Source organism: Acinetobacter sp. TR3 (genome assembly GCF_027105055.1).
Lineage (GTDB): Bacteria > Pseudomonadota > Gammaproteobacteria > Pseudomonadales > Moraxellaceae > Acinetobacter.
This window is the reverse complement of the sequence record NZ_CP114264.1, coordinates 2,005,503-2,023,373: the sequence shown is the minus strand read 5'-3', so window position 1 is coordinate 2,023,373 and position 17,871 is coordinate 2,005,503. Positions and strand designations below refer to the sequence as shown.

General features: G+C 37.0%; 20 protein-coding genes. 9 read left to right on the top strand and 11 right to left on the bottom strand.

Annotated features, from left to right (window positions below; translation table 11 throughout):
- Window positions 1-66: 66 nt before the first annotated feature.
- Window positions 67-783: a hypothetical protein gene (locus tag O1449_RS09575; RefSeq protein ID WP_269230040.1), complete on the top strand. Its 717-nt coding sequence runs from the start codon at window positions 67-69 to the stop codon at window positions 781-783.
- Window positions 784-823: 40 nt separating this feature from the next.
- Here O1449_RS09575 and O1449_RS09570 read toward each other — a convergent pair whose 3' ends face one another.
- Both O1449_RS09570 and O1449_RS09565 read right to left on the bottom strand, forming a co-directional pair.
- Complete coding sequence (locus O1449_RS09570; protein WP_269238178.1) at window positions 824-1,825, bottom strand: LLM class flavin-dependent oxidoreductase; 1,002 nt, start codon at window positions 1,823-1,825, stop codon at window positions 824-826.
- A gap of 144 nt (window positions 1,826-1,969) precedes the next feature.
- A complete protein-coding gene (locus O1449_RS09565; protein ID WP_269230042.1) occupies window positions 1,970-2,485 on the bottom strand; it encodes a glycine zipper domain-containing protein in 516 nt (171 codons plus the stop codon).
- 246 nt (window positions 2,486-2,731) lie between these two features.
- On the opposite strand from O1449_RS09565, the gene O1449_RS09560 reads away from it, so the two are divergent.
- The gene (locus O1449_RS09560) at window positions 2,732-3,445 is read left to right on the top strand and encodes a pseudouridine synthase (protein WP_269238177.1); all 714 of its coding nucleotides are present in this window, start codon (window positions 2,732-2,734) and stop codon (window positions 3,443-3,445) included.
- Here the strand turns inward: O1449_RS09560 and O1449_RS09555 are convergent, their stop codons facing one another.
- The 4 genes from O1449_RS09555 to O1449_RS09540 all read right to left on the bottom strand — a co-directional run bounded on the left by O1449_RS09555 (window position 3,446) and on the right by O1449_RS09540 (window position 5,914).
- Window positions 3,446-3,889, bottom strand: coding sequence for a GNAT family N-acetyltransferase (locus O1449_RS09555; protein WP_269238176.1), 444 nt, complete (start codon window positions 3,887-3,889; stop codon window positions 3,446-3,448).
- 98 nt (window positions 3,890-3,987) lie between these two features.
- On the bottom strand, window positions 3,988-4,296 hold the full coding sequence (locus tag O1449_RS09550) for a type II toxin-antitoxin system RelB/DinJ family antitoxin (protein WP_269238175.1): 309 nt from the start codon (window positions 4,294-4,296) through the stop codon (window positions 3,988-3,990).
- A gap of 109 nt (window positions 4,297-4,405) precedes the next feature.
- The gene (locus tag O1449_RS09545; RefSeq protein ID WP_269238174.1) at window positions 4,406-5,305 is read right to left on the bottom strand and encodes a pseudouridine synthase; all 900 of its coding nucleotides are present in this window, start codon (window positions 5,303-5,305) and stop codon (window positions 4,406-4,408) included.
- Between the two features lie 96 nt (window positions 5,306-5,401).
- Window positions 5,402-5,914, bottom strand: a complete 513-nt coding sequence (locus tag O1449_RS09540) for a hypothetical protein (RefSeq protein ID WP_269238173.1) — start codon at window positions 5,912-5,914, stop codon at window positions 5,402-5,404.
- 114 nt (window positions 5,915-6,028) lie between these two features.
- Here O1449_RS09540 and tsaE point away from each other — a divergent pair, with 114 nt between their 5' ends.
- From tsaE to hfq, 4 genes are all read left to right on the top strand, one after another.
- Complete coding sequence (tsaE, locus tag O1449_RS09535; protein WP_269238172.1) at window positions 6,029-6,505, top strand: tRNA (adenosine(37)-N6)-threonylcarbamoyltransferase complex ATPase subunit type 1 TsaE; 477 nt, start codon at window positions 6,029-6,031, stop codon at window positions 6,503-6,505.
- Entirely contained in the window at window positions 6,495-8,435 is a 1,941-nt protein-coding gene (mutL, locus tag O1449_RS09530) for a DNA mismatch repair endonuclease MutL (protein WP_269238170.1), read from the top strand. The genes tsaE and mutL overlap by 11 nt, the downstream gene beginning before the upstream one ends.
- A 6-nt stretch (window positions 8,436-8,441) precedes the next feature.
- Window positions 8,442-9,386: a tRNA (adenosine(37)-N6)-dimethylallyltransferase MiaA gene (gene miaA, locus O1449_RS09525; protein ID WP_269238169.1), complete on the top strand. Its 945-nt coding sequence runs from the start codon at window positions 8,442-8,444 to the stop codon at window positions 9,384-9,386.
- 91 nt (window positions 9,387-9,477) lie between these two features.
- Window positions 9,478-9,960 (top strand): RNA chaperone Hfq, encoded by a 483-nt coding sequence (gene hfq / locus O1449_RS09520; protein ID WP_269238168.1) that lies wholly within the window; start codon window positions 9,478-9,480, stop codon window positions 9,958-9,960.
- Window positions 9,961-9,997: 37 nt separating this feature from the next.
- Here the strand turns inward: hfq and O1449_RS09515 are convergent.
- Window positions 9,998-10,799 (bottom strand): IS5 family transposase gene (locus tag O1449_RS09515; protein WP_269238065.1). Its coding sequence is split into 2 segments (ribosomal slippage): window positions 9,998-10,534 and window positions 10,536-10,799, totalling 801 coding nucleotides; the frame shifts between segments, so codons are not numbered across the junction.
- 122 nt (window positions 10,800-10,921) lie between these two features.
- On the opposite strand from O1449_RS09515, the gene O1449_RS09510 reads away from it, so the two are divergent.
- Together O1449_RS09510 and O1449_RS09505 are read left to right on the top strand one after the other, a co-directional pair.
- On the top strand, window positions 10,922-11,617 hold the full coding sequence (locus tag O1449_RS09510) for an IS1 family transposase (RefSeq protein WP_269238066.1): 696 nt from the start codon (window positions 10,922-10,924) through the stop codon (window positions 11,615-11,617).
- Between the two features lie 113 nt (window positions 11,618-11,730).
- Window positions 11,731-12,591 carry an EamA family transporter gene (locus O1449_RS09505; RefSeq protein WP_269238167.1) on the top strand — a complete coding sequence of 287 codons (861 nt, stop codon included), beginning with the start codon at window positions 11,731-11,733 and terminating at the stop codon, window positions 12,589-12,591.
- 44 nt (window positions 12,592-12,635) lie between these two features.
- On the opposite strand, the gene nfsB is transcribed toward O1449_RS09505, so the two are convergent.
- From nfsB to O1449_RS09490, 3 genes are all read right to left on the bottom strand, one after another.
- Window positions 12,636-13,289 (bottom strand): oxygen-insensitive NAD(P)H nitroreductase, encoded by a 654-nt coding sequence (gene nfsB / locus O1449_RS09500; RefSeq protein WP_269238166.1) that lies wholly within the window; start codon window positions 13,287-13,289, stop codon window positions 12,636-12,638.
- Window positions 13,290-13,497: 208 nt separating this feature from the next.
- The gene (locus tag O1449_RS09495; RefSeq protein ID WP_269238165.1) at window positions 13,498-14,214 is read right to left on the bottom strand and encodes a UDP-2,3-diacylglucosamine diphosphatase; all 717 of its coding nucleotides are present in this window, start codon (window positions 14,212-14,214) and stop codon (window positions 13,498-13,500) included.
- An 83-nt stretch (window positions 14,215-14,297) separates the two neighbouring features.
- Window positions 14,298-14,807, bottom strand: coding sequence for a peptidylprolyl isomerase (locus O1449_RS09490; RefSeq protein ID WP_087547167.1), 510 nt, complete (start codon window positions 14,805-14,807; stop codon window positions 14,298-14,300).
- Window positions 14,808-14,975: 168 nt separating this feature from the next.
- Here O1449_RS09490 and O1449_RS09485 point away from each other — a divergent pair, with 168 nt between their 5' ends.
- Window positions 14,976-16,703, top strand: a complete 1,728-nt coding sequence (locus O1449_RS09485) for a glutamine--tRNA ligase/YqeY domain fusion protein (RefSeq protein WP_269238164.1) — start codon at window positions 14,976-14,978, stop codon at window positions 16,701-16,703.
- Window positions 16,704-17,128: 425 nt separating this feature from the next.
- Here the strand turns inward: O1449_RS09485 and O1449_RS09480 are convergent, their stop codons facing one another.
- On the bottom strand, window positions 17,129-17,842 hold the full coding sequence (locus O1449_RS09480; protein ID WP_269238163.1) for a glutamine amidotransferase: 714 nt from the start codon (window positions 17,840-17,842) through the stop codon (window positions 17,129-17,131).
- Between the last annotated feature and the right edge of the window lie 29 nt (window positions 17,843-17,871).

The following is a 17,871-nucleotide window of genomic DNA, read 5'->3' as shown; positions in this document are numbered from 1 at the left end:
TTGTGCCATTCAAAAAGCGTAGAATTGTCTACGCTTTTTGAAGAATCCAATCCACAGGAAATAATAATGAAAAAAATTGTCTTTTTATTATCGCTAATTTTAATTTCAGAAACACACGCGGAAACGTTAGCTGAATTTGAGGAAAAATTAATTCAACACTATACACAAAAAGACTTCTACGAAGTGAATCAAACGATTGAGTCAGAAGTAGTCGCAAAAATAGAAAGTGATTCTAGAAGTTTTAATTATACTTTTCCTATATTTCAAGACCAATATAATCTACGTATTCATTATTCACCTGATAAACGTTTAAAGTTTTATACTTTCGATGTGGGAAGTGGAGGTACTATGGGGGAATATTCTTCTTATGTGCAAACTCAAAATGAACGGAAATTTACTTTAATGCCTATCGATACGGGCTTTATCTTAGATGTAAAACAATCTGATTTCGTTAAACAACCTATTTATTTGGTTGAAAACTATTATAAAGGGAGTAGTTGTATCGGAGCTTATGCAATTCATGCGTTTCAACCTATTAAGACAGGGAGAATTCAGCCGATAAAAATTTTTCAGACAAAGACAGCAAAATTTGATCACATCAAAGTCGATTTTGACTGTAAAAATCACGAAGGACCGAGTGATATACCTGATTATATTCGAATGGATAAGAATTTGAATAATATTGATATTATGTTGTTAGATAAAAATTATAAACCACAAGGAAAATATTTACGTTACAGTAAAAACAATACTGTTTATCAATATGTCGGTGTGGTGGAGTAAGCATTATTGTTGTGAATAATGCTTACTTGAAAATGAGAAATTATTTGTTTTTAAGATCCATCAACAAACTAAAGTTTTCTAATCGTTTTTCAGTATCATAAATATCACATGTAAAAATGAATTCATCAACATCGTATTGACTAGCAATCTCATTTAATCCAGCTTTCACAGTTTCTTTTGAACCAATTTGTGCCATCGCATAAAAATTTTGAATCGCCATCTGTTCTGAAGCTGAAGCCAATCCTTCGATTGAATCAATTGGTGGTTTTAACTTTAGACTATTGCCACGAATCAGATTTAAAATTCTTTGATAAGAACTAGTTGCTAAATATTGTGCTTCATCATCATTTGCCGCAACGACAGTTGGTACACCCATTGAAACATAAGGTTTATTAAGATATTCAGATGCTTGAAAATTCTCACGGTAAATTTCGATTGCTTGACCTAACATACGTGGGGCAAAATGTGATGCAAAAGAATAGGGAAGTCCGAGCTTTGCGGCCAATTGTGCACTAAATAAACTTGAGCCAAGTAACCAAACAGGGACATGGGTATTTTGACCTGGCGTTGCAATTATTTTTTGATTTGGTTGTGGTACTTTGAAATATTGCAAAATTTCCATTACATCTTGAGGAAATTGATCTTCAGTTTCTTGACGCCCGCGTCGTAATGCACGCATCGTCATTTGATCAGTTCCTGGAGCACGCCCCAAACCAAGTTCAAAACGATTTGGATAAAGTGTTGCTAAAGTCCCGAATTGTTCTGCAACAACTAATGGTGCGTGATTAGGTAACATGATGCCACCAGAACCTAAGCGAATTTTGTGTGTATTTGCTGCGATGAATCCTAGTAAAACTGCCGTTGCGGAACTCGCAATTCCATCCATATTGTGATGTTCAGCTAACCAGAAACGTTCATAACCAAGCTTTTCAGCATGTTGAGCAAGTTCTAGTGCATGACGAAGTGAAAATTCAATACTTTTATCGTCTCTGACAGGAGCTAACTCCAAAATTGAAAATTTAATCTCTTGTAGTGACGTCATTTTTTGACTCTCAAAATCATATATCGAAATAATACGATATTAGATTGTTTTTGTATATCGAATATTGTCGATATTTGTTGCGAATTGGATAAAATAAAAAAAGCGCCCGAAGGCGCCAATAGAGAAAGTGTTAGGATTTGATGATTAATCTTTATACCAACCACGGTGATAGCCATTATCATGACGGTAATGATGACGAGATTTATAGTATCTACGATCATCATAAGAACGACGGCTGTCATAACGGCGCTCATCGTAAGAACGACGATTTTCGTAGCGACGGTCTTCTTCACGATCTTGACCAACTTTTTGACCTAAAGCCGCACCACCTGCTGCACCCAAACCAGCGCCAATATAGCCGCCATTCGTTCCACCGACATTACGTCCAACGGTGTAACCACCAACACCACCTAGTCCACCACCAATCGCGGCTTCAGTGCGATCACGTTTATTGCTTGATGCCGCAGCACCACCAGCACCACCAATTGCGGAACCAATCATGGCACCCGTATTACCGCCAAGTTGTTTACCAACTGCTGTACCAACAATACTACCGAGTGCTGAAGTTGCTGCAACACGTGCTGTATTATCTGCATGTGCAACAGTCATCATTGAAGAGGTTGCCAAGATGACGCTACATAACCACATATTCGATTTCATGGTGAAACTCCTTATCCATTCTTTTGGACAGTATTCTTTTGCTTGAGACAAATGTAACAAGACTTTTAAGTGAAAATATGGAGCGCAATAGGATGATTGAGAGAGTTTGGCGAGAGTTTTGTATATGTTCTATTACAAATGAACAGATTGTGAATAAATTATAAAAAATAAGAATGAGTATGCTGTAAGCAACGATGCCTAGCTGAATCGAGTACAATAGACTCAGTTTGAGATGAGGATGTATTTATGCTGTTGGAAAAAATTTTGCAATCGCAAGGCTTTGGTTCAAGAAAGTATTGCCAACAGTTAATTAAAAATGGTTCTGTGCAGATTGAAGGACAAGTTTGTGAAAACCCTAAACAGAATATAAATACGGATCAGCTTTGCTTTCAAGTATTTGGCGAAGAATACCAATATCGAGAACATCTCTACATTGTTTTAAATAAACCGAAGGGTTATGAATGTTCACATCAGGCAACGCACCACAAAAGTGTATTTAGCTTACTACCTGAAATTTTGATCCATCGGGGTATCCAATGCGTGGGAAGGCTAGATCAAGATACCACAGGATTATTGTTGTTGACTGATGATGGTCAATATTTACAAGCCTTAACCAATCCGCGTAAGCATGTGCCAAAAGTTTATCATGTAACGACTGCCGATCCGATTTCAGCTGAGCAATTAATGGCTTTAGAACAAGGGGTTGAATTACGTAATGAAAAAGGTATCTATGCTGCCACCAATGTTCAACTATTTTCAACACATCAATTGGCGATGACGATTCATCAAGGCGTTTATCATCAAGTCAAACGTATGTTGGCTGCGGTCGGTAATAAGGTTGAAGTTTTGCATCGACATCAAATCGGTTTACTAGAACTTCCTGAATTAAAAGAAGGTGAGTGGATCTATTTAACACCTTCACAAAAACAGCTGAGTCAAAATATTGCTTTGGATGAATGATTACTTTAAAAAGCAATGAAAGGTTTTGAATTCATCATCTTGAATAAATCCCATTTGTTCATAAAGACGGCGGGACTCATAATTATTTTTTTGTGTTTCAAGACTAATTCTTTGTGCATTTTCATGGCGAGCAAAAAGGATAGCAGTGTCAATTAATTGCTTAGCCGATCCTTGTTTTCGATAAGATGGGGTTACATAAACATCATCCAAAATGTAATACGTTTCACAAGCAACAGAGGAAAATGCGAGATAAAGTAAAACAAAACCAGTGAAATCATCGTCTTTAAGATGAATGAAAATGACACTATCTTTATTTTCGAAACGATGTTTTAGAAATTGATAGGATTGTTCAACATTCGATGACGCACCATAGAATTGACGGTATTCGTCAAACAAGACAGCAAGTTGATGAAGATCTTCTTTCGTCGCTCGTTTAACAATCATTCCAGTCTATCCTTACATTTATAATTTTATTTGAACTGTCAGGATAACGAAAAAAATTCAGCTTAAAAAATAAAAACTTGTTTATAAATGCAACATTGTTAAGTTTTGTCACTTTCACCTAAAAGTGCATTCAGCTCTTCAAATAAATCTTCGTGATCATCTTCTATATCAATTGCGGATGGATTTTCGTTTGCTGTGGCATTTTTAGATTTACGAAGCTTAAGTAACTGCTCCATATTGATGTTTTGGTTTTCAATTGCAAACGGGATCGACTTCGTCAGAACGACTTGCTTAAAGAAAAGACGAACGGCTTGAGCAGGGGATATACCGAGCTGCTTAAAAACAGCAAAAGCTTGTTTCTTTTCCTGTGAATCAAGGCGAACTTGATAAACTTCTGTTTTTCGCATACAGAATACGACCAAATATTTTTAATTATCGTCATGTATTCTAAACCATTGCAATGTAATTTCAATATTTTTGAAGTGAAAAAATAGAAATTTTGTCATTACGTTGTATTTACAGTGTCAATTCAAATTTAGAATTAAAATGCATTTCTTGATTTAAAATGGGATCTATAAAATAAATCTTTTTTGCTAACAACTGGAGCGGTTGTTCAAAGTCATCATCAGCTTTATGTGCGACAACTGGGTAAAATGGATCATTTAAAATTGGAATGCCTAAGTAATTGAGATGTACACGCAATTGATGTTGTTTCCCCGTCTTGGGTTTAAGCAGATATTTTGCGTAATGTTGATTGTGTTCCAGAAGCTCTATCAAAGTTTCAGAATTCTGAGGTTTTTCAGAATTAATTTGCATCGTATAAAACGGCTGACCTTTTTCTAAATGGAGCTGTAATATTTGCGGGAAATGTAATTCAGCTCGATAAGCTGCAATCGCGTGATAGATTTTTTGTACTTTTCGATCTGCAAAAAGCTGTTGGTATATTCCTCTTTGCTCTGGCTTTTTGCAGAATAAAACGACACCTGCTGTTTCTCGATCTAATCTGTGGATTGGCGTCAGTGCTTCATAGCCTGTTTGTTTCTTTAAGCGGACGAGTAATGTTTCTTGAACGTATTGTCCTGTCGGTGTCATTGTTAGAAAGTGGGGTTTATCAACAACGAGTAAATTTTCATTTTCAAATAAAATCTCATGCTGAAATGGGACAGAAACTTCATGAGCAAGAAAACGATAATAAAAAATATGGCTATTAGGCGTATAGTGGCTTTCTATGTTTAAGATGTCACCATCAGCCGCATAAATTAACTGATCAGCAAAGCGCTGCTGCCATTCGCCGACTTGAATATGGGGAAAATGTTGGCAAAGATATTCAAAAATGGTGTGTGCCGAAATATTTTGAGGTAAATAGACTTTACTGGCACTAACACCATTGATCATTGGAGGAGAGAAAATTTCCATCAGATTGCGTTTTTTATATAAAAATAGAGTTGTTAAAGCACTTAAATTTTGGTTTGGATTCAAGTGCTAATTTGAGTGTGTCAAAAGAAGAATAAATTAACTATTTCGTTTATACTTTATAAGAACACGGTCAAGATACGCTTCATCAGTAACGACATTTACGGTTCTAACTAGATATTTTTCTACAAGTCTTAGATGATCTGTGATTTTTGTATCTCCATCGTCATAACGGAGTACACAAGCACCATAGGCACCTTCAATTGGAATTGCCCATTTATTGATATTTGTAGGTTTGATATACACCCCTTGTTCTGTATCTACTAGAACACCATTAAAAGGAGTGACATCTACTAAGCAACCTTCGTCATTAAACCAATAAACATTAGGGTTTCCGGTCACTTCTTCAGTAAAACTGCCATCTTGTTTTATACATAAAACTAAACCTGAAGTTTCTTGAGCTTCTTCTATAAGTTTATCATCAAAGCCATTTAACCAGTTAGAAATGCCACTATGATCTGGACTATTCTCAAGAAACTCTAGATCTGATTCTGCTTGGATAGAGGTGCTTGCAACAAGATGCCATTCACCTTCTATATTTTGATATGTCATTTGTGTTTATAACTCTAGTTGGGTTATTGGATTTCAATAGTCTATGGCTTTAGATTAGGCTTTACCTCAGGGCAATGTTATCATAGCTGCTATCCCAATTTTATTCTATTTGCCATGTCATATTCAGTGAAATTTACTTTAAATCATGAACAAGACACTCAAAAATTTGCGCAGGTGCTCTCAGAACAAGTACATTCAGGCGTTATATATTTGATTGGTGATTTAGGCGCTGGGAAAACGACATTTACGCGTTATTTTATCCAGAATCTTGGACATCAAGGTTCAGTAAAAAGTCCAACTTATACCTTGGTTGAACCCTATACCATTCAAGGCAAAGAAATTTTCCATTTCGACTTATATCGTTTAGATGATCCCTATGAATTAGAACTGATGGGAATTCGTGATTATTTAGAAACACCAGATGCTTTATTCTTATTTGAATGGCCTTCAAAAGGTGGAGATGAAATTCCAAAAGCTGATGTAGTGATTGATATTCAAAAATCGGATGATGAATTGACTCGGTTTGTCACGCTAACCACTGAATCCGAATCTTTATCTCAAACTTTGCAGGAACAATTGAATGGCGCATGATTCAACTCGTCGTATTCATACCCTTGATGCTGCCTTAGCCAACCAGATTGCTGCGGGTGAGGTGATTGAACGTCCATCATCAGTTGTTAAAGAATTATTAGAAAATGCAATCGATGCTGGCGCAACCGAACTTATTATTCGGGTGGCGCAAGGTGGTTCGACTTTGATTGAAATCATTGATAATGGTCATGGAATTCATCCTGAAGATTTACCATTAGCGGTGATGCGGCATGCGACAAGTAAAATTAAAACATCGGAAGACTTGCATGCAATTGTTAGTTTAGGCTTTCGTGGAGAGGCATTAGCTTCTATTGCTGCGGTATCACGTTTGACTTTGACCAGTAGCCAAGATGAACAAGGTGTGGGTTATCAGGTTGAAGTGAATGGAACAGCATTTGATCATCAACAAATACAGGCTGTCGCAGCACAAAAAGGTACACATATTCGTGTACAAGATTTATTTTTCAATGTGCCTGCGCGCCGAAAGTTTTTAAAAAAACCAAGTACAGAATTTGGTCATATCGAAGAAATAGTCCGCCGTTTGGCTTTGACTCATTTTGAAATTCGTTTTGTACTCGAACATAACGATAATATTCGTTTAAATTTGCCGATTGCTGATAGTGGTGAATTACGTTATCAGCGTGTCCAGCAGTTGTTAGGTCAACAGTTTATTCAAAATGCATATTGGATTGATGCTGAAAGTATTAATATGCGTTTGTCTGGTTGGTTGGGGCATCCTTCCGACGCAAGAGCACAGGCTGATATGCAATATGTCTATGTAAATGGTCGTATTGTCAAAGATAAAACCATTTCACATGCATTGCGTATGGCTTATGAGGGAATATTACATGGTCATCAACATTCATCTTATTTATTGTTTTTAGAAGTTGACCCTGAAAATATTGATGTGAATGTGCATCCAACAAAGCATGAAATTCGTTTTCTGAACCAGCGTGAAGTACATGAGTTTGTACGGCATTATGCCAAAGCAACCTTGTCTCAATTTCAAACCGCAACTGCTGATTTAGCAGAAGCGATGAAGAAAGATGAAGCTGATGCAGAAAATTTTAATTATCAGCCTCAGCCAAAATATCAAGAACAATTCAATTTACATCGAGCAGTAGCTGAGCCTGAACGACAAGCCAATCAGCAGGTTGTTGTTTCGACAGATTTACTCACTGAGTTTAATCAAAGCCGTCCACAGGCAGTACAGTACAATTCAACACCTCAAGAACCACGTTATAATGGCTCTGCACAGTTAAATAATGCACTAAAAAGCTATTTAGCGCCTTTACGTGAAGAAACAGAAGATGGAAATGATCAAGGCCCATCACGTGTAGATGAGTTTCCTTTGGGAATTGCAATCGCACAACTGCATGGCATCTATATTTTGGCGCAAAATACTGAAGGCCTGATCATTGTGGATATGCATGCGGCACATGAACGTATCTTGCTGCAGCAGATGAAGTCGGCATGGGATAAACCTGAGTTTTGGACTTCGCAACAACTGCTGATTCCTAAAGTTGTTTCCATTACTCGTATGCAAGCCACACGTGTTGAAGATTTACAACCACAATTAGAACGTTTGGGTTTGGAAATTGATCAATACGGCGATGATCAGGTGATTGTGCGTGGTGTGCCTGCCATTTTGCATAAAGCTGACTTTAGTAATTTAATTCCAGAATTACTAAATGATCTTGATCCAAATGATGAAGCCAGGGGGCTATTACAAAAACGTGATGAGCTTCTTGCTGGTATGGCATGTCATGGTGCTGTAAGAGCACACCGACAACTCAGTCTTTCGGAAATGAATGCTTTATTACGTCAAATGGAACAAACTGAATTTGCCAGTCAATGTAATCATGGGCGTCCAACTTGGCGCGCATTTCCATTACATCAATTAGATAAATTATTTGCTCGAGGAGAGTAGTTTTACATGTCAAATCAATTGCCCGTCATCAATCTAATGGGGCCTACCGCAAGTGGTAAAACAGCATTGGCATGCGAACTCTATGAACGCGGTAATTTCGAATTGATTTCTGTGGATTCAGCTTTAGTTTATAAAGATATGGATATTGGGACTGCTAAACCCACAAAAGAAGAGCAACAACAATATCCGCATCACTTAATCGATATTATTACTCCATTGGACGTATACTCAGCAGCACAATTTGTTGAAGATGTTTGCCCATTAATTGATGACATGCATTCGCGTGGCAAAACACCAATTTTAGTGGGCGGCACAATGCTATATTTTAAATCGCTACTTGAAGGATTAGCTGATAATCTGCCAAATGCGGATCAAAGTATTCGTGATGCGATTCTTGCTAAAGCTGATCTTGAAGGCTGGCAGTCTGTTTATGATGAATTGGCTTCTGTTGATCCAATTGCCGGACAAAAGTTCAAAGTTTCAGATAAACAAAGAATAATTAGGGCATTAGAAGTTTACCGAATTACAGGTGAACCAATAACAAAACTACAGGCAGAGCAGCCTAAAAATCAACCATATCGTTACAAATTTCATAATTACGCATTGATGCCAGATCGGGTAGAATTACATCAACGCATTGAGCAACGTTTAAGCAAAATGTGGAGTATTGGATTTTTAAATGAAGTAGAGGAATTAATTAAAAAATACGATTTAAATGATAATTTACCATCCATGCGGTCTGTGGGTTATCGTCAAGCTTTAGATTTTTTATTAAAAAGTGACCTAAGTCTCAAAAATAAAGTAGAAATGGAGAACAAAGCATTATTTGCGACACGGCAACTTGCCAAACGTCAATACACTTGGTTACGTTCTTTGCAAGAAATACACGATTTTAAAACTTACATCACGATAAAGCAGGCGAAAGAAGACTTGCGAAACTTCTTTGGATAAAGCAAAATTCGCAGGCTGTCTTTTTATAATTTTTAGCTGAAAAATAAAGATAGTTTTTTTGCGCTGATTTAAAATTTTTTTGGAGTTAAAAATGTCTAAAGGTCAAACTTTACAAGATCCGTTCTTAAATTCTCTCCGTAAAGAACGTATTCCAGTTTCTATTTTCCTCGTGAACGGTATTAAATTACAGGGGCATATCGAGTCGTTTGACCAATATGTAGTTTTATTAAAAAATACTGTAAGCCAAATGGTTTATAAACACGCGATTTCTACAGTTGTTCCTGCACGTAATCCACGTCCAGCTGGTGCTCAAGGTGCTACTGGTGGCTTCGGTGGTCAAGGTTCTACTGGCGGATTTGGCGGTCAAGGTGGATTTGGCGGTCAAGGTGGTGGCTTCGGCGGTCAAGGTGGCTTCGGTGGTCAAGGTGGCTTCGGTGGTCAAGGCGGCTTCGGTGGTCAAGGTGGCTTCGGTGGTCAAGGTGGCTTTGGCGGTCAAGGTGGCTTTGGTCATCAAGGTGGCTTCGATAGCGAAACTAAATTTGAAGATGGTCAAGAAGACGAAAATAATCGTTAATTGATCTATGATCTTTTAAAAAAGCCAGTCTAAGAACCTATCCAGAATATTTTCTATGCAAAAGTAGCCTTAAAAAGGCTAAATTAATGAACTGAAGGCTCGTATTTAGGTGCTTTTCACAGTTTTTCCAAAGCCTTCTACATTTTTCTAACCAAGCAAATGATCTTTCCACAACCCAGCGTTGTGGTATGACTGCAAATTTATGTAATTCACTTCGTTTAGCAACTTCAACTCGCGCTCTGATTAAATCATTAACAGCCAAAGAAAAGGGTTCGCCTGTATAACCACCATCAACAAGTACAACCTCTACATTTTGTAAGGTGTCTCTATGTAAAGTTATGGCATCTAATGCACCTTGACGATCTGTTTTATCTGCTGTCGTAATAAATATTCCATGAGGCAGACCTTGAGTATCAACAATGATATGTCTTTTAATCCCTGAAACTCTTTTACCAGCGTCATAGCCTTTATTACGTGCGGTATCTGTGTTTTTTACACTTTGTGAATCAATGATGATAAAGCTCGTTTGTTCTTTCCGTCCATTGTTGATACGGGCCTCGCCAACCACATTTTTTTAAAGCTTGCTCAAGTATGCTAGGTTCAGTTTCTGATGGTTTTCTATTCCAAATTGAGAAGTAATAATGCACAGTGCTTTTAGGTGGAAAGTCTCGAGGAAGCATACTCCATTGACATCCACTTTTTAGAATATAGAGCAAGGCGCAAAACACTTCATAGACATCAACGACTCTTGGACGTGTTTGTTTTCTTCCGCTCAATAGTAACGGTTTAATTTCTTTAAAGGCTTCTCGACTAATGTCGCTGGGATATGGTTTTCTCATGGGGGAGAATTTAACAAATTATTTTTCCAATTGCCAAAAAAGAATGAAATTAGGTGGTGTTCTAAAAAGTATGCTCATAAGAAAAGGAGGCAACGAGGAACAATTCAGCTATATTTAAATGTGTGAAAATCGAAATAGAACTTCATTGTCCTCGATGCCAGAGTACAAGTATAAAGAAGAATGGCATTAAACACGATGGTAAGCAAAACTATCGTTGTAAAGAATGTAATAGGCAGTTTGTGGGTGACCATAATTTGACGTATTTAGGCTGTCATTCAAAAGCGGTCAAATTGATTTTGCTTATGCTTGTGCGATGTTGTGGCATTCGGGATATTGCAAAGATTACGAGGTTTAGTATTGGCAAGATACTTAAAACGCTTACACAATCAAATCATGAAGTAATTCCTCAAAGAACTCATTATAAATGCTTGGAAGTTGATGAATTTTGGACATTTGTAGGCAACAAGAAAGATAAGCATTGGCTACAGTACGTCTATGATAGAAGTAGCGGAGAAATAGTGGCTTTTGTATGGGGAGGAAGAGATGCTCATACAGCACAAAGGCTAAAAAACCGTTTAGAAGAACTGGGTATTACTTATGATTGTATATCGAGTGATCATTGGGAAAGTTTCATCAAAATTTTTAAGCCGGACCAAGAAGGGAAATATTATACAGTCGGGATAGAAGGAAACAACTGCCAATTAAGACACCGCATAAGGCGAGCAGTAAGAAGAACATGCTGTTTTTCGAAGAAGGTATTGAATCATGTAAAAGCTTTTAATCTTGGATTCTTTTACATTAACCACAGTTTTGTATAGTGATGTTAAAATGATCAGCATACATTTTGAAACACCACCTGAAATTAATATTGGATAGGTTCTAATAATAGACTGGCTTTTTTTTGTGTGTTTTTAGATAGCTAGAAAAAACTATGGAAATGATTGTTGCAGCTGCATGTTGTAGTGTATTGGTCTCGATTCTTTTAAAATATCTAAAAGCAAAAGGTTTTGATGTTTTTCAAATCATTGCATGGAATTATTTGAGTGCCAGTCTTTTATGCTTTTATTGGTTTAAAACCGATATTACTCATATTTCTCTCAATAATACGCCTTGGTGGTTAATTCTTGTTTTAGGTCTATTATTACCAAGTATATTTTTATGCTTAGCCAAGTCCCTACAATTTGCTGGTATCTTAAAAACTGAAATTGCCCAACGTTTAGCGGTGATATTGTCGTTATTAGCAGCTTATTTTGTTTTTGGTGAGCAATTTAGCCAATTAAAATTAATTGGGGTCGTTTTTGGAATTATTGCAATTTTAGCGATCATTATCGGACAGGCCACCGAGCAGGCAAGTAAAGGCATGAGCTTAAAATCAGCCTTATTTTTGTTTAGTGTTTGGGCGGGTTATGCAGCTATTGATGTATTACTAAAATATAGCAGTAGTTTAGGTTTACAGTTTGCGGTCACGCTAAATTTAACTTTTATTACAGCCTTTATTTTATCTATCATTTATATCGCCATCACTCAACCGAATTGGCAACCTAAAAACATTTTTATGGGATTATGTTTGGGTGTACTGAATTTTGCAAATATTGCTTTGTATGTTAAAGCACATATGATTTTCAAAGAAAACCCAGCCATTGTCTTTGCTGGGATGAATATTCTTGTCGTGGTACTTGGCGTGCTTAGTGGCGTAGTGTTATTTAAAGAACGCTTAAAAGCTTATACCTGGATTGGACTAATTAGTGGTGTAGTTGCAGTAATGTGTTTAGCCAAAGCAATGATGAATTAAAACAATGGGAGTAAATTGAGTCACTCCCATTGGATGAGGGATTATTATAAACGTGTAAAAACAACCTCATCAGATAGTCGTGATTTAGGTAATTTGGCATTAAAGTCATTTTCGCTACGATAGCCGAGTGAAACAATAACAGATGCTTTTAAGCCTTTTTCAGTTAACTCGAATTCTTTATTGATTAACTCTCTGTCAAATCCTTCCATTGGTGTTGCGTCGATTCCTTCTAGTCCTGCAGCAAAAAGCAGTTGCCCAAGTGCTAGATAGGTTTGATTTTCCATCCATGCAGGAAGATTTTTCAATTCATTACGATAAAATTCAACATAGCCTTGGCGTGTGTCACGTTGACCTTGTTTGGCAGTTTCATCTTTAAAACGACCACTTAACTCATCTTGCTGTAATAATTGTTCTAAGTATTCAGCAGAAATATCAGTACGCGTGCAAAATACTAAGGTGTGGGAAGAGTTTAGAACTTTAGCCGCGTTATAGATGTAATTGCCTGTTAAAGCTGATGCGATACGTTGTTTGGCCTCATCTGTTTCAGCAATTAAAAAATGCCAAGGTTGAATATTAACCGAAGATGGGCTGAAGCGTAGAATTTCCAGTAGTTTTTCAAATTGTGCATGAGGAATTTTTTTCTCTGCATTATAAGCTTTTGTCGCATAACGTGTTTTTGCTGTAGCTAAAGTATCCATCCGTCACTAACTCGATTTAAAATTTTAATTTATTTTACTTGATCTAAATTTCACGAAAAGTAGCTAAATGTGATTTCTATATAGATTTAAGTCGCATGTAAGTGAGCTATGATCACTAAACCGACTGAAGGTTTAGCGAAGTAATAACAAATGTTTTATAAAATGGTTAAAGATGAAGAAACAGATGAGTACGACTATTCAATAATGATCAATAGAACCACTGTTTAAAATCTAATTGATAATTTTCTTGCTTATTGAGTTCTAAAATCCAAGCGGAATCTTCTCGCCAATCACCTAAAACAATACGTTGTTTATTCAATACTTGATGAATTTCAGGGCGATGAGTATGACCATGAATTAAATAATCGACTTGTGTGATGACTGATTCTACTGCTTGTGTATTCACATCCATAATATCGTAGCTTTTCATTTGCTTAGTTTCACTACTTTTCTTACGGAAACCATTAGCAAGTTTTTGTCTAAAACTCAAAGGAGTGCGTTTTAAGAAACCGAGTAAAATGGGGTTGCGAATTACTTTGCGAAAACGTTGATAGGCAATATCGTCTGTGCATAAGGCATCACCGTGTTCGAGTCGAAATTTTTTGTGATCAATTTCGAGTATATAAACATCAGGTAATAGAATACCGTTAAATTGCTTTAAGAATTTTTGACCTAAGGCAAAATCTCGATTACCCACTTGGAAATACACTTGATTTCCTGCTTCAGCGAATACTTGTAAAGCGCTGACAATTTCATCTAACCATGGCGCAGTGTAATCATCACCAATCCAAGCATTAAACCAATCACCTAGAATATAAAGTTGGGTATTTTTATTTTGATACTCTTTCAATAAAGCCAAAAACCCTCGAACGAGTCGAGGGTGATCAGGTGACAAGTGTAGATCTGAAATAAACAGGTAGGTCACACTTTTTTCCTTTTAATCTCCCTAAATCCCTCTTTAAAAAGAGGGACTTTCCTCCCTTTATAAAAGGAGGTTAGGAGGGATTATTACTCAGCAATAATTTTAGCTGATTCAATCACAACGTTCTCTAAAGGAACATCTGCATGGTAACCACGGTTACCAGTACGCACACCTTTAATTGCAGCTACAACATCCATACCTTCTACAACTTTACCAAATACCGCATAACCCCAGCCTTGTGCAGTTGGTGCTGTGTGGTTTAAGAAAGAGTTATTTTTTACGTTGATAAAGAATTGAGCTGATGCAGAATGAGGAGCTTGCGTACGTGCCATAGCAATTGTGCCTTCATCGTTGCTTAAGCCGTTGTCAGCTTCATTTTCGATTGAGTCACGTGTTGCTTTTTCTTTGAAGTTTTCGTCCATGCCACCACCTTGGATCATAAAACCATCAATCACACGGTGGAAAATTACGCCGTCATAGAAACCGTCGCGTACATATTCTAAGAAATTTGCAACCGTTTTTGGTGCTTTTTCAGCGTTAAGCTCAAGAACAATACGACCTTTGTTGGTATTTAATTCGACTTGAGGAAAACTCATTACATTAATCTCCTAAACATGGGCTTGTGACCATGGGTTTTTGGTTGAGAGAAGCATAAGCAAACTGTAAACTACAAGGCAAGTAAAAAACGTTAAAATCTTTCAGAAAAAGCAAAGATTGCGTTTTATTTCCTATTTTTTTTAACTGTAAGAAGTGATTTACACCCTATGAAGCCAAATGATGTTGTTTCAGAACTGCCAAAGACCCCGACACCGAATACTCAAACCACTGTCGACGCCGCGCAGCAAGAACAACAGGCAGGCTTGGATTTTGTACGTCAAGTGATTACAGATGACTTAAATCAAGGTCGTACTCAAAAAGTTGTGACTCGTTTTCCACCTGAGCCAAATGGTTATCTACATATTGGTCATGTCAAAGCGATTTGTCTCAACTTTGGTATTGCTGAAGAATTCGACGGTTTATGTAATTTACGTTTTGATGATACAAACCCAGATGCCGAAGAACAAGAATATGTTGATGGTATTGCCAATGATGTGAAGTGGTTAGGTTTTAACTGGAATGGTGAGCCTCGCTATGCATCAAGTTATTTCGATCAACTTTACACGTGGGCTGTTCAATTAATTGAACAGGGGGATGCCTATGTGGACTTGCAAACACCTGAAGAAATTAAGTTGAATCGTGGTAGTTTCATTGAGTTAGGTAAAAACTCGCCATATCGTGATGCTACAGTTGAGGAAAACTTAGCGCGTTTCGAACAAATGCGTAATGGTGAAATCCAAGAAGGTGGTGCTGTTTTACGTGCCAAAATTGATATGGCAAGCCCGAATGTACATATGCGTGACCCGATTCTTTACCGCGTATTGCATTCAGAGCATCATCAAACAGGTGATAAGTGGAAAATGTATCCAATGTATGACTATGCTCATCCATTGTCAGATGCAATTGAAGGGATTACCCATTCACTCTGTACTTTAGAGTTCCAAGATCACCGTCCATTCTATGATTGGGTTGTGGAGAAAGTTCATTCTCCTGCTGTACCGCGTCAATATGAGTCATCACGTTTAAATATAGATTATACGATTACCTCTAAACGTAAATTGCGTAAATTGGTTGAGGGTAACCATGTACAGGGTTGGGATGATCCGCGTATGCCAACTGTAGTGGGAATGCGTCGCCGTGGTTTTACCCCAGAAGGTTTACGAGATTTCTGTAAGCGTGTGGGTGTATCGAAAACAGATGGTATTGTGGATGTGGCAATGCTTGAGTTCTGTATTCGTCAGTCTTTGGAAAATGCAGCAGCACGTGGTATGGCTGTATTGAATCCATTAAAAGTAACCTTGACTAATTTACCTGAAGAATTAGATTTAACTCATTCACGTCATCCAAATGTTGATATGGGTGAACGCGTTATACCGTTAACACGTGAAATCTATATTGATCGTAAAGACTTTGAAGAGGTTGCACCAAAAGGCTTTAAACGTTTGATTCCAGAAGGCGAAGTGCGTTTACGCCATGCTTATGTGATCAAGTGTGATGAAGTAATCAAAGATGCCAATGGTGAAGTAATTGAGCTTAAATGTTCAATTGATCCTGAAACGTTAGGCAAAAACCCTGAAGGTCGTAAAGTCAAAGGGGTCATTCATTGGGTCTCTGCAACGAAAGGTATACCTGCTGAAATTCGTATTTACGATCGTTTATTTACTGAAGCAGCACCAGATGCGACGGATGATTTCTTGGCAAATCTAAATCCTGAATCATTAAACGTGGTACAGGCTGTGATTGAACCTGCATTAGCACAAGCGAAGCCAGAAGATCGTTTCCAGTTTGAGCGTGAAGGTTATTTTGTTGCAGATCAACATGATCATCAAGTTGAAAGACCTGTGTTTAACCGTATTCTTGATCTTAAAGATAGTTTTAAGGCTGAGAAGAAGTAAGTTTCAATCAGGGATTTATATTCGTTCTTAATATTTATAAATTTTATAATAGTATTCATCTAAAAACCCAGCTTTAGAAGTTGGGTTTTTTAGATGAATCATTTATGGATTGATGTGATAAAAATAAATTACCATTGAAATAAGTAGAAGAACAGATATGAATAAATAGGTATTGATAGAGTGAAAACTCTTTATCAGCTTAAGCATATTCTATAGTCCAGCTAAAATAAGATGAATGCTCATATTCTATTGTCTTATCCAAAAATAGCTTGATTGTAATGTCGTCTGTTATTGGTCTTAATGTGTGATTATGTAAGGAAAGTTTGAAAAGTGTAATATTTTCAGTGTATTTTTTGCTTAAAACCACTCAATTGATATAATTATCGGCTGTGACAAGCATATGCAATTTGAGTGGTTATATGGATTTAATTATTTATTTTATCTAAAAATGTTTGGACAATTGTTCGGCATTGCCTTTCCAATTGCGCTGCATAATTTAAATTATCTTGTCGTAACTGAGGAATTGATAAGCCTGCATGCCGTATTTCACACGTATGCCCAATGAGCCATTTCTCAAAACTGTGTTGGTTTATCTCAAGATGAAATTGTAAAGCTAAGATGTTATTCCCGATAGAAAATGCCTGATTGGGATAAATTGCCGAGCTTGCAAGTAATGTCGCATGAGGTGGTAAATCAAATGTATCGCCGTGCCAATGCAGAACTTCAGTGTTTTCAAGTGCAGATAAGGGATTATGCTCAACGGCTTTGATTTCCAACTGACTCCAACCAATTTCTTTTTGATGACCTGCGTAAACTTTTGCACCTAATGCGTGTGCGATTAATTGTGCACCTAAACAAATACCAATAGTTGGTTTATTCGCATTCAAGCGTTGCTTGAGGCCTTCAATCTCTTCTATAAGAAAAGGGTAGTCTTCAGTTTCATAAACACCAATTGGTCCACCAAGAATAATGGTAATACCTTCATAATTTAAAGCGGGTTTAAGATCATCTACACCTGCTTCGAAATAACGAACACGAAAACCGAGTTGATAAAAAATATCTTCTAATGAACCTAAATCTTCAAAGGCAAGATGCTGAATTGCATAAACTGTTTTAGGTAAAGAAATTGAAGTATCCATAATCTGAGTAATCACTATAAATAGAGCTT

Bases quoted from the DNA above. Each gene is read 5' to 3' on its own strand.
- O1449_RS09570 (WP_269238178.1), bottom strand. From the start codon at position 1,825: ATGACGTCACTACAAGAGATTAAATTTTCAATTTTGGAGTTAGCTCCT.
- O1449_RS09565 (WP_269230042.1), bottom strand. From the start codon at position 2,485: ATGAAATCGAATATGTGGTTATGTAGCGTCATCTTGGCAACCTCTTCA.
- hfq (WP_269238168.1), top strand. From the start codon at position 9,478: ATGTCTAAAGGTCAAACTTTACAAGATCCGTTCTTAAATTCTCTCCGT.
- O1449_RS09490 (WP_087547167.1), bottom strand. From the start codon at position 14,807: ATGAGTTTTCCTCAAGTCGAATTAAATACCAACAAAGGTCGTATTGTT.
- O1449_RS09485 (WP_269238164.1), top strand. From the start codon at position 14,976: ATGAAGCCAAATGATGTTGTTTCAGAACTGCCAAAGACCCCGACACCG.
- miaA (WP_269238169.1), top strand. From the start codon at position 8,442: ATGTCAAATCAATTGCCCGTCATCAATCTAATGGGGCCTACCGCAAGT.
- tsaE (WP_269238172.1), top strand. From the start codon at position 6,029: ATGTCATATTCAGTGAAATTTACTTTAAATCATGAACAAGACACTCAA.
- mutL (WP_269238170.1), top strand. From the start codon at position 6,495: ATGGCGCATGATTCAACTCGTCGTATTCATACCCTTGATGCTGCCTTA.
- nfsB (WP_269238166.1), bottom strand. From the start codon at position 13,289: ATGGATACTTTAGCTACAGCAAAAACACGTTATGCGACAAAAGCTTAT.
- O1449_RS09575 (WP_269230040.1), top strand. From the start codon at position 67: ATGAAAAAAATTGTCTTTTTATTATCGCTAATTTTAATTTCAGAAACA.
- O1449_RS09550 (WP_269238175.1), bottom strand. From the start codon at position 4,296: ATGCGAAAAACAGAAGTTTATCAAGTTCGCCTTGATTCACAGGAAAAG.
- O1449_RS09480 (WP_269238163.1), bottom strand. From the start codon at position 17,842: ATGGATACTTCAATTTCTTTACCTAAAACAGTTTATGCAATTCAGCAT.
- O1449_RS09560 (WP_269238177.1), top strand. From the start codon at position 2,732: ATGCTGTTGGAAAAAATTTTGCAATCGCAAGGCTTTGGTTCAAGAAAG.
- O1449_RS09545 (WP_269238174.1), bottom strand. From the start codon at position 5,305: ATGGAAATTTTCTCTCCTCCAATGATCAATGGTGTTAGTGCCAGTAAA.
- O1449_RS09540 (WP_269238173.1), bottom strand. From the start codon at position 5,914: ATGACATATCAAAATATAGAAGGTGAATGGCATCTTGTTGCAAGCACC.
- O1449_RS09555 (WP_269238176.1), bottom strand. From the start codon at position 3,889: ATGATTGTTAAACGAGCGACGAAAGAAGATCTTCATCAACTTGCTGTC.
- O1449_RS09505 (WP_269238167.1), top strand. From the start codon at position 11,731: ATGGAAATGATTGTTGCAGCTGCATGTTGTAGTGTATTGGTCTCGATT.